11 protein-coding genes are annotated in these 11,190 nt (G+C 51.2%); all 11 read left to right on the top strand.

Annotated features, from left to right (window positions below; all coding sequences use genetic code 11):
- Positions 1-799 precede the first annotated feature (799 nt).
- The 11 genes from HFP08_RS13245 (at position 800) to HFP08_RS13195 (ending at position 11,170) form a co-directional block, all read left to right on the top strand.
- The gene (locus HFP08_RS13245) at positions 800-1,567 is read left to right on the top strand and encodes a class I SAM-dependent methyltransferase (protein WP_168121065.1); all 768 of its coding nucleotides are present in this window, start codon (positions 800-802) and stop codon (positions 1,565-1,567) included.
- Positions 1,568-1,646: 79 nt separating this feature from the next.
- A complete protein-coding gene (gene ndk, locus HFP08_RS13240; RefSeq protein ID WP_168121064.1) occupies positions 1,647-2,045 on the top strand; it encodes a nucleoside-diphosphate kinase in 399 nt (132 codons plus the stop codon).
- 153 nt (positions 2,046-2,198) lie between these two features.
- The gene (locus tag HFP08_RS13235; RefSeq protein ID WP_168121063.1) at positions 2,199-3,332 is read left to right on the top strand and encodes a P-loop NTPase family protein; all 1,134 of its coding nucleotides are present in this window, start codon (positions 2,199-2,201) and stop codon (positions 3,330-3,332) included.
- Between the two features lie 3 nt (positions 3,333-3,335).
- Positions 3,336-4,562 carry a TadA family conjugal transfer-associated ATPase gene (locus HFP08_RS13230; RefSeq protein ID WP_240941363.1) on the top strand — a complete coding sequence of 409 codons (1,227 nt, stop codon included), beginning with the start codon at positions 3,336-3,338 and terminating at the stop codon, positions 4,560-4,562.
- Positions 4,559-5,419, top strand: a complete 861-nt coding sequence (locus tag HFP08_RS13225; protein ID WP_240941361.1) for a type II secretion system F family protein — start codon at positions 4,559-4,561, stop codon at positions 5,417-5,419. The genes HFP08_RS13230 and HFP08_RS13225 overlap by 4 nt, the downstream gene beginning before the upstream one ends.
- A gap of 12 nt (positions 5,420-5,431) precedes the next feature.
- Positions 5,432-6,310 carry a type II secretion system F family protein gene (locus HFP08_RS13220; RefSeq protein ID WP_168121062.1) on the top strand — a complete coding sequence of 293 codons (879 nt, stop codon included), beginning with the start codon at positions 5,432-5,434 and terminating at the stop codon, positions 6,308-6,310.
- A gap of 61 nt (positions 6,311-6,371) precedes the next feature.
- Positions 6,372-6,581 carry a Flp1 family type IVb pilin gene (locus tag HFP08_RS13215; RefSeq protein WP_240941360.1) on the top strand — a complete coding sequence of 70 codons (210 nt, stop codon included), beginning with the start codon at positions 6,372-6,374 and terminating at the stop codon, positions 6,579-6,581.
- Positions 6,574-7,299, top strand: coding sequence for a TadE/TadG family type IV pilus assembly protein (locus HFP08_RS13210; protein WP_168121061.1), 726 nt, complete (start codon positions 6,574-6,576; stop codon positions 7,297-7,299). The genes HFP08_RS13215 and HFP08_RS13210 overlap by 8 nt, the downstream gene beginning before the upstream one ends.
- A gap of 49 nt (positions 7,300-7,348) precedes the next feature.
- Positions 7,349-9,664, top strand: a complete 2,316-nt coding sequence (locus HFP08_RS13205) for a coiled-coil domain-containing protein (protein ID WP_168121060.1) — start codon at positions 7,349-7,351, stop codon at positions 9,662-9,664.
- Entirely contained in the window at positions 9,630-10,664 is a 1,035-nt protein-coding gene (locus HFP08_RS13200) for a TadE/TadG family type IV pilus assembly protein (protein ID WP_168121059.1), read from the top strand. Before HFP08_RS13205 ends, HFP08_RS13200 begins: the two co-directional genes overlap by 35 nt.
- Complete coding sequence (locus HFP08_RS13195; protein ID WP_168121058.1) at positions 10,661-11,170, top strand: A24 family peptidase; 510 nt, start codon at positions 10,661-10,663, stop codon at positions 11,168-11,170. Before HFP08_RS13200 ends, HFP08_RS13195 begins: the two co-directional genes overlap by 4 nt.
- Positions 11,171-11,190 lie beyond the last annotated feature (20 nt).

Here is an 11,190-nt window from a genome sequence, read left to right as displayed (position 1 = left end):
ATAAGTTTTCATGGGATTATAGAGGAGTTTTTCCAGTACATTCATCAGATATTTCGCCGGCGAAGTTGTCAAAATTGAGACCTAGAAATAGTCTAATACGCCATGTGCGATCCGATAGCTTGTGATTCTGCCGCTTTTTCCGCTTGGCATAGGAACGATCCAGCCCTTGGTGCTTAGAGCGTGCAGTCTTTTAATAGCGGTTTTATAATCTATGTCGAAATGCAAGGCTGCATCCCTCGGTCGAATCGATCCAGTCAGATGGATAGCAAGACGTATCATTTCTCTCTCAAGAGGGTCAGCATGTGTAGTTGGAGATCGTTCAGGCTGGAACCTGCTTATAACCATCCGAAGAAGCTGCATGCAAATCTCCGGATTTTGTTCGACATCGTCATATGCGAAGGAAATCACCTGATAGCCCATTGCCGTCAGGAACGTTTCGCGATTGAGCTCATTCAAGGGTATAAACGATATACGGGTTATTGAACAGCCTTTCTTTGAAAGCTTCTCTTCGTGCAGTACAGATGTACTGGAAAAACACTGGTATAAATTGCAATTTCAGAGCAGTTGTCAGGGATAGATATCGAGATATGAGCAATTAGGCGCTGAACGAGCAAGTGAGGAAAACGGCAATGTCTATGGGGAATTCGAGTTTCCGCAGTATCCTGAAGGACGGTAGCTGATACGAGCAGATACGAAGTTTATAATAGGTATTAACTATAAATATTATTACTTCTATATATTTAACTTATGAAAGCGAATTGTGTAAGATCAAAGACAACAAGAACAGGGAGATGATGAAATGTTCGAGGCGCATGAGTGGAAGCCGAATTTATATGACAGCAAAATTGGGTTTGTATCTTCATTTGGGAGGGATGTAGTGGGGCTGCTGAAGCCGCAGAAGGGAGAGAGCATTCTGGATCTGGGCTGCGGGACGGGCGATTTGGCAAATACGATTTCACAAGCGGGAGCGATTGTTGCCGGCATGGACTTCTCAGCAGAAATGATTGAGAAGGCGCGGGGAAAATATCCGCAGCTCCGCTTCGAGATTGGAAATGCGGAGCGTTTTCAATTAGATACAAGCTTTGATGCCGTATTCTCGAATGCGGCATTGCACTGGATGAAGAGACCTGGCGATGTCATTGCATGCGTGTGGAACTCGCTGAACTCCGGCGGACGTTTCGTTGCGGAGTTGGGCGGAAAGGGCAATGTCGACACGGTCATTGAAGCGATAGGCGAGGTGCTGCGGGAGGACTATCAGGTCGATGCGGCGGAGCTTCATCCTTGGTATTTTCCGAGCATTGCAGAATACAGTAAGCTTCTTGAAGAGCAAGGCTTTCGAGTTGCTTATGCCGAGCATTTCGATCGTCCGACGGAGCTGCCGGATGGCGAACAAGGCATCACGCACTGGCTAGACAGCTTTGCGGAGAGCTTTTTCAAAGCAATTCCAACGGAAGAGAGAGCGCGAGCGGCCAGTAAAATAGCTCAAAAAGCCCGAAAGTCATTGCTTCGCGACGGCAAATGGCAGCTTGACTATAGGCGCTTAAGAATTAAGGCAATCAAACCATAGCGACCTGTTCGCATATGCGCTATAATGTGTGAATGGATTTAGAAATATTTGGCGATACCAATATAACGGAGGTGCTTCGATGGATCGAACATTTGTTATGGTCAAGCCGGATGGTGTTGCTAGAGGCTTAATAGGGAAGATTGTCACTCGATTTGAAGAGAAAGGATTTACAATCGCTGCAGCCAAGCTGATGCAGTTAAATCAGTTGGAGGCAGAACGGCATTATGATCATCTGCGCGCCAAAGCTTTCTTCGGCGAGCTAGTCGCTTTTATTACTTCCGGTCCTGTATTTGCGATGATTGTGGAAGGGAAGGATGCCGTGAAGAATGCCAGAGCGCTTATCGGCGCTACCAATCCTTTAGAAGCTGCGCTTGGAACGATTCGAGGAGATTATGCGATGGACGTAGCCAGCAACATTGTTCACGGGTCGGATAATGACGAGAATGCTGAGCGCGAGATTGGCATGTACTTTCGGTAGCAGACTGGATTGGCTAAAAACCAGGTTGACGAGCTTCAATCGATGTGGTAAATTTTACTGTAATAAATAAGCGATTACGGAAGCACCGTAGAGGACAGCAAATTGCTGTGCCTTTACGGTGCTTTTTTGTTTTCCGAAAAAGGAGGAATGAACTTGTCTCGCAAGCAACTCGCAATAGCCGTCCGAGAGCCTGAATATATGAAGCGGCTTGCGGATTATGTGCGCGATAGCAGCTATGGCGATCAATGGCAGATCATTGCATTTACCTCGGCGGACGCTTGTCTTCATTATGTGAAGCAAGGCTATTCCATTGATTTCATCGCGGCTTCTCCGGCTATGCTGTCCGGGATAATGAAGGGGCTTCCCAAGCAGGCTTGCGCCTGTCTTGTGAAATCGCAGGGAGAGAGTGAAGTTCAGCCTGAGGTTATGCAATATCAGGCTTTGCCGCAGCTTTTGAAGGAGTTGACCGGGTTGTACGACAAGCATTCCGAGTTGACTGTCAAAATTTCGGCTGATGTCAGCCAGAGCTCATCTTTGCAGATTATTGCCGTCCATTCGGCTGCTGGAGGAACAGGGAAGACGGCGCTTGCGCTGCATTTGGCGCATGCGGCAGCAATGCAAGGCAAGCGGACGTTCTACTTCAATCTTGAAAGATGGAATACAGCCGAAATGCGAATGGGCGCAACGGAACAGACCGCGTTGAAGCAAGCGGGGCTATCGGACTTTCTGTACGTGATTAAGACAAATGCGGGAGAGGGGAGGCATTGGCTGGCGAAGCATTCCATCCTTCATCCTGTCATGAAAGCGGATTTCTTGCCCGGATTTGCCAATTTGGAGGACCGAATGTCTCTGGAACCGGAGGACGGCCTTGCTATGGTGGACGCTGTCGCGGGCTCGGGCCGCTATCGGACGGTTATCATTGATTTGGACGCGTCGATGGATGAGTTGACGTTTGCTCTGCTGGAGCGTTCCCATCGCATTCTGAGTCTCGTCACATTGGATCCTGCAATCATTCGAAAGCAAGAGCAGGCGTGGCAGTACGGGAAGCAAAGGTGGGGCGGAGCCTTTGAAGAGGTGCTGCAGAAAACGGAGCTTGTGCGAAATGATGTCGGAGCTGCTGCGACTAAAGGCATTCCGCTGCTGCAAGAGAAGGTGAAGCTTGCGCCTGAAGCTTTGCCGAGGGCGGCAGAATGGAAGGATGAAGCAGGGGCGAAGCTATTGACCTCGTCCAGCTTCCGCGCAGCGGCAAATGCGCTGTATGCGCATGTCAGCGGAGAAGGAGGCTAAGCCTTGCTCGATGAGATTCAGGTTGCGGAGCTTCGCGCGCAGATTAGAGCATCGATTGATTTCAGCGGCTCGCTAAGCGACGAGGAGCTTATGAGGAAAACAGAGGATAAAGTATTCGAGTGGTGCAAGGAGCATTCGATAACCGCGCTTGAGAAGGTGAAGCTGGTTCGCAGATTGTTTTATTCCTTTCGCGGACTTGATATCTTGCAGCCGTTAATGGATGACCCCGATGTCAGCGAAATTATGATTAACAGCCATTCTGAAGTTTTCATAGAGAGGGGCGGCGTTCTGAGCCTGCTTCCAATCTGCTTTGAAAGCAAGGAAAGGCTGGAGGATTTGATCCAAGTCGTGGTTTCCGGCGTGAATCGCATTGTGAATGAATCATCTCCAATCGTCGATGCGAGATTGAAGGACGGCTCGCGCGTTCATATCGTTCTGCCTCCTGTAGCGCTCAAGGGACCATGCATGACGATACGCAAATTTCCCGAGAAGCCGTTGACGATGGGGGATCTCATCGAGAAAGGGACGCTTACCGCCGAGGCGGATCAATTTTTGCGCGAGCTGGTGGAAGCGAAATTCAATATATTCGTCAGCGGAGGCACGGGCACGGGCAAAACCACCTTTCTCAATGCGTTGTCCGGCTATATTCCAAGCGATGAAAGAATCGTAACGATCGAGGATTCCGCGGAATTGCAACTGCGTTCGATTCCCAATCTGGTTTCGCTTGAAACCCGTAACGCCAACACGGAAGGAAAGGGCGAAATTACGATTCGCGATTTGATACGCGCCTCGCTTCGAATGAGACCCAATCGCATCATCATCGGCGAGGTGCGCGGCGGCGAAGCGCTTGATATGCTGCAGGCGTTAAACACGGGCCATGAAGGATCGATTTCCACCGGCCATGGCAACAGCGCCAAGGATATGTTCAGCAGGCTGGAGACGATGGTGTTAAGCGCGGCCGAGCTTCCGCTGTCTGTCATCAGGCAGCAGCTCGCAACGGCCATCGATATTATCGTTCACTTGACCAGGAGCAGAGATCGTACTCGGAAGATCATGGAGATCAGTGAAGTCATCGGCGTAGCGGATGGCCAGGTGCAGCTCGCTCCCTTATTCCAATTCGAGGACGAGGGCGATTGGAACGGGAAGGTGAAAGGCGAATTGAAGCGGACGGAGCGAAGGCTTGTCAGAACAGAAAAACTGGAAGCCGCGGGGAAAGGAGTTATGGCTTGAAGCAAACGATGTTAGGAAGCGCATCGAGGAGATTGACATGGCATAAAGCAATGGAGTGGTGCGGCTGGGCGAGCGGGGGTTCTGTTGAGACTGCAGCCGATCGGCGAGATGCCGGCCAAGCCTGTTATACGGCATATGAATTGAATAATAGGGAAATGATCATTGCCGTAGTCGCGGGGAGCAGCGCGCTGTATGCCGCCATATACTTGTTCTACCATTCGGTTGCCGTTTCATGCTTGTTCGCTGGGCTCGGCCTTGTTGCTCCTCGCTTTCGAAAACGAACATTGCTGAAAAAGCGCAGGCAGAGGCTGAAGCTGCAGTTCAAGGAGGCGCTGTTCTCGCTTACCTCGTCGCTTGCCGCGGGACGATCGCTTGAAAATGCGTTTCGCGCCACGTTGGAGGATCTCAGGCTGCTGTATACCGATCCGGGAACAGATATTCTTCATGAATTTCAAATCATCTGTTACCGGCTTGAAAATTCCGACTCGCTTGAGCAGGCATTGAGCGATTTTGCCGAGAGAGCGCAAATGGAAGAGATTTCGGGTTTCGCGGATACTCTCTCTGTGTGCAAGCGGACGGGCGGCAATTTGCTGGAGGTGATGAAGCGAACCTCCACGATTATCGGGGAGAAGCTTGGCGTTGAAGGAGAAATTGCCGTCATGCTTGCCCAGAAGAGGCTAGAAGCGCATATTATGATGACGGTGCCCTTCATCTTCCTCGGCTTTCTTGGATTTGCGGCGGCCGATTATATGGCCCCGTTATACAGTGGTTTCGGTTATGTGCTGCTGACGGGCGCGTTAATCCTTCTTCTGGCATGCTTCTGGTTGATTAATCGAATGATGAGAATCGAGATTTAGGAGTTGAAGCAAATGAGTGTCACGGTTGCGGCTGCGCTCTCGCTGTTTTGGCTCTATCTCATCGGAATGCAAGCGATGAAGAGGATGGGCTGGGCGCTTAAAATTCAATTGCGAAATAATAAGAAGGCTTCCTTCACATACCGCAATCTCCTGCTTCTCCATCCGTTCCAGCGCATTCTCGATGCTTGCGGCAAATGGGAAGCGATGCAAATGGTCATGACGCAATATCATATGAAGCTCTATATTTTGCGCGGCGCGTCGTGGACTGTAGAGCAAACGAAGAAGGAAGCGGCGACGGCGATCGGTTATGCTTATGCGCTCTTGACCGCTTGCGCATACGTCGCGTGGATAAGCGGAGAGCTCGCGCTGCTGGGTCTCGGCTTTCTCTGCTCCCTCCTCTTCCTGCTTCGCGGATATGCAGAAGCATCTCGCAAGCTGGAGCAACGGAAGGGATTAATGATTGCCGCGCTGCCGGAGCTCATAAGCAAGCTGATGCTGCTGGTGGGGGCGGGAGAAACGGTACAGCAAGCGTTTCTGCGATGCGCGGAAGGGGATAGCGGGCAGCATCCTCTATTACGAGAATGGAAGCTGGCTGCGGCAGCGCTGCGAAATGGCCAATCCTTCGCGCTTGTGCTGGAGCGGTTTCATCGAAGCTGCGCGATTCAGGAGACGGCGGTGTTCACGACCGCGATGCTGCTTAATTACCGAAGAGGCGGAGATCATTTCGTGCTCGCTCTTCGAGAGCTTTCCTTCACCTTGTGGGAGAAGCGGAAGGCCGTTGCCCGCATAAGCGGAGAAGAAGCTTCCTCCAAGCTTGTGTTTCCCCTCGTCGGCATCTTGCTGATTATGATGGTGATAGTGGCAGCACCCGCTTTTTTGAGCATGAAGTAGAATGGCTGCAGGCATAACTGCAATACAAGATTGAAGAGAAAACGAGAGAGGAAGTCGGACAATGGTGAAAACAATGAATACTCTGGGCATGAAGGGCTATACGAAGCTGGTTGAATTCTGGAAAAATGAGAAAGGGCTTGGAACCTTGGAAATTATTTTGATTATCGCTGTCGTCATCATGATTGCGCTTTTGTTCAAAGGCTGGATCATTGAATTAGTCAAAGATTTGATGGGCAAGGCTGATGATCAGGCGAACAGTATCTTTGATTAAGCATAAGTGGAACAGAATGAGGGATGAACGAGGCAGCTTTACAATCGAATCCGTCTTCGTGTTTCCAATCGTGCTGAGCATCATTCTCTTGTTCATCATGCTCGGTATGTATCTCTATCAGAAAAATTTGCTCTATTATTCCGCCTCCGCAACCTCTGAACGCGCTGCCTTCGGCTGGGATAACAGCAACCGCGACCCGGTCAGCGGCATTCTGCTGAAGCCTGAATATGACGGGCTGTATCGAAATCTCGGAGATGATGGCGTGCTGGGAAGCTTGTTCGGACTACTGGGAGATCATTCGAAGGATTCCACTGCGATCAATCTGCCTGTCGGGGAAGCTGGCGTTGACTCCGAGGGAAATAACGCAGCTTCAAAAAACGCAAATGGCTCTCCGGAGCAGAAGCTTGAGCGAGCGGCGGGATGGATGAAGCAAGCTGGGATATCAAATGTTGGTCAGGCGTCGTTTACGAACAAGCTGATGACGGATTTTGTCACGGTTCGATTGAATCAAGGCATGCGGATGCTTCCTTGGCAATCCGATTCGGCAACCCAATTGACGTCGGAGAGTCTCGTCGTTGATCCTGTTGCGTTTATTCGTTCGGTGGATCTGATGCGATACTATACAGACAGGCTTCTTCATTCTCCGGCGGGGAAGAAAGAGGCTGCAGAGAATGCCGGCAAAATTCTGTCCTCTTATGAAGCGAAGAAGGTGAAATGAGGATATGTGCAAGCTCTGTAAAAATGTGATGCTTCGAGACAATGGGTCCGTGACAATCTTCGCGGTTGTTGTTCTCTCTTCCCTGCTTCTGTTCTTCGCCGTGCTGATTGATTATGCGAGAATCGCGGCGATGGAATCCATGACGGAGAATGCTGCAAGATCTGCCGTTCGCTCCGTATTATCGGCATACGACGAAGGCTTGTACGAAGGATATGGCTTGTTCGGTCGCGGAGGCACGGAGGGAGGCGAAATATTCGCGGGGGTAATGGAGGGCAATCGCGGAACTGATGCGATTTCAGACAAGAATGCCTTCCGAATTTTATCGACCAGGGTAGAAAGCACGGAACTGCTTCCTTCGTCGATGCTCGGCGAGCATGCGGTATTCGCCAGAGAGGTGCTTGAGGAGGAGAAGTACAAAGCGCCTGTGGATTTGACCCTGGAGGTGATCTCGAAGTTCGTTCCGCTCGCTTCCTCTTTGAAAAGCTCTACGAATGAAGTTCGAACGCTGGAGCAGCTCCGCAAGCTCTATGAAGAGCGGGAAGCGTTGCTGGAGCAAGCTTTGAAGGAGCAGCGGCTAGCTGCTGAGCTGTCCTCGGACAGTCTCTTGCTTGCCGCAGTCGGCATCAAAGAGGGCTCACGATCTGCGGCAGACCTGGAAGCCGGATTCCCGGAATATGCGAAACTAGCAGCTCGACTTTCGGAGGTTTCTGCTGCGCTGCTAGAGCTGTCGGATCAACTGCATGCAGAGGAAGCGATCTCGCAAGCAAAGCAAGCGGATGACGGTGAAGCGACGGACGAGAATAGCGATATGGCTTCTATTAAGCATAAAATTCAGGAGCTCCAGTTACAATCGCAAGCGATTTCCGCCGAAATGGCCGCATTCGAGCATGAGTTGCTTCTTTTCTCTCAGAAGGTGAGGGAGGAGATTAATCAGCTTGAACAATCCCATAATGAGAGATTAGCCGAGGCCAATCGGAAGCTGGAAGGAGCTGAACAGCTTAATTCGCAGATGAAGCGAGTATTGGAACAAAGCGAGCAGGCTGCAGCGGCAAGCTACGACAGCGTGAATAGGCAGGAGGTTCCGGGAGCCCAGCGCTTTGAAGCTTCTGAACTGGATGAGGCAAGCGCGAAGGATTGGACCGAGGAGGGCAAGCGGCTGCTTCGCGAAACGAGTTGGTTTCAAGCTTACTCGAATGAAATCAACGGGCAAGGAACAGAATTGTCTTCGTTTACGAATCGTATGGAGAAGCTTCTGCTTGCAATGAACGCTAGTTTATCCAAGATAAGACGCGAGAGGAGCTACGACGGCTCTATCCGCAGCAATATCGATGAAGCGAAGTCATCCTATGGCCCCTACAAGATGAATTATGTCAATCCGGCATCGGCGCTGCAGAAGCGAGAGGCATTGCTGGAGGATGGCATCAAGGACAAGCTGGAGGAGCAGGAAGCGCAGACGCGTTCCTTGTGGAAGACTGCCGGGAAAATGTTGAACGGCCTCTCTTTCGCAGAGGACAATGACGAATATCAGGCGTTATTTCATGAAGTAGAGAAACGTTATGAGCAAAATCTCTCCTTCAATCGTCAAATCGCAGTGGCTGATGAGCAGGCGCGGGTTGAAGAGTCGGGCATTTCGCCCGATAATGCGCATGAAGCGGCGGAGCAATCCTCCTCGCTTACGGATAGTCTCTTCTCGGGGCTTTCCGGCATGCTGGAGCATAGCCGAAATGCTTTATATTTCGGCGAATATTCGGCAAGTCGATTCTCCTATTTCGAGCCGCAGCGTATGCGTTCCTTCTATGAAAGCGGAGATCCGGGCGAGATTGCACAAGCAGCTTCCTTCTATAACCAGGAGGTTGAATATGTGCTGTACGGCTTTGATCATCCTCTGGGCAACATTATGGCAGCCTATAGCGAACTGTTCGGAGTACGATTGGCTATTCGAACGATGGAAGGGCTTATAGAGAGTCGATCACTGGGCCATCCGCTGCTTGTTCTATCGGCGGCATTAATCTATGGGCTGGAGAAGACGATTGAAGATATGCTTTCGTTCGCGGAGAAGGGGGAGGCACCCGTATCCAAATACGTGAAGGCGAATCTTTCCTATGCGGATTATTTGCGATTATTCATGCTCATGCACGGCGGAGCCGATTCGAAACGCTTGTCCCGCATGATCGCGGTCATTGAGCAAGAGAATCAAGTCACTCTGAGCACAGTCCCGGCAGGCGTTACTGGACAAGCCGCCGTTTCGATAAAGCTATGGTTTCTTCCCGGGATAATGAAGCAACTGGAGAGATTCGATCTTCTCAAAGGCAAGGTAACGGGAGGGAGATATGAAGCAACGACAACGATCGGATCTTCTTATTAGGATTCGCAAAATGTCCGCTGTGAGCGGCTGCGAGCGAGGCTCCATTGTCGTGGAAGCGGCTATCGTGCTCCCGCTGGTGCTGATCGTGCTGATGATATTTGCCTTGATGATCTCCTTATGCACCTCTCAAATGGCGCTGAATGACGTCGCTCTGCAAAGCACGCGTCAGCTTGCGGCCTATATCAGACCTGTAGAGCTGGCCAGAGCGCAGCTTCAGGCGCATGGGGCGGAGGCGAAGGAATCCTACGAGTTGGAAGCATCGACAGCAAGCGGAATCTTGGAGAAGCTTCCTGCTTCCTCTCCTGAGCTTCCAAGCTGGAGCGAGCTTGCGTCAGAGGCGGCGAATTGGCTGCCCGCGCCGGCCGGCGAGCTTGCGGAGTCGGTGATGACAGGCGATTGGCAACCTGTGGTAGATGTGGCGGCAACCGAGCTGGGAAGTGGTGTCATTGAACCTTTCGTCCGAAAATTCGTTAATGAACGATTGCTAGACGGGGAGCGTGTCAAGCTTAGCAGACTGTCGCTGCCGGACTTGAAGACGAAGGAGAAGCCTTATCTTGGCATCGAGCTGCAGTATGAATACCGAATCCGCATTCCTTTCACGGATCAACCGATTCGATTAAGAGCCAAATCCTATGAACGGGTATGGGTGAACGATGCAGCGCCGGCTTATGATCCTCAGACTGCCAATACAGAGAGCGCCGTGCCGATTCAGATCGTATCGATTTCTCCGACGCCTGTTTTGAAAGGGAATAAAGCAACAGTTATCGCGAAAACGAACCCCGGAGCGGTCATTTCTTTAAAGGTTTTCTATAAAAGCGGTGCCAGCAAAGCCAAGCATTTGGGAGATGCGACCGCCGATCAGGAAGGCTTTGTAGCATGGACTTGGCTCGTATCCGGCAATACGACGAAGGGGATTTGGAAGCTCGAGGCCTCGGCTGCGGCAGGGGACGGCATTGACGCTAGATATTTTGTGGTTGCGGGAAGAGAGGGCAGCTTATGATTATCAGTTATTTAGCCGTTACGGCTTTAATTGCAGCGGCATTTGCAACCGATATCAGGAAGCGGATGATTCCCAATAGATTGACGCTTCTGTTCTTTGTATCGGGCGTCGTCTACCAGCTTATAAGTTTTGGAACACAAGGAGTTACGGCATCATTCATCGGCGCGGCAAGCGGATTTTTGCCGCTCTTGCTGCTCTACGCGATGAAGGGGATCGGAGCGGGGGATGTCAAGCTGTTCGGAGCAATAGGCGCATGGCTGGGTTGGCTTATTACGCTTCAACTGCTCATGTACTCAATTCTGTTCGCAGGGATGATTGGCGTCCTTTTGCTTATAGCCAGAGTGGCTTGGATCCGAAGCGCCATAAGAAGCTTGGCAAACAGGACTCCGCTTGTCCGCAGCCGCGCTATGGCTTTGAAGGAAGGGCAGGGGAAGCGGAACGAGTTCCCGTTCATGCTCGCGGTTGCTCCCGCGGCGATTGCGCTTTCGCTGACACTCTTACCGTAATCGGCCAAGATGCGCTATTT

This window comes from Paenibacillus sp. HB172176 (assembly GCF_011947265.1).
Taxonomy (GTDB): domain Bacteria; phylum Bacillota; class Bacilli; order Paenibacillales; family Paenibacillaceae; genus Pristimantibacillus.
This window is presented reverse-complemented; position numbering and strand designations above follow the sequence as displayed.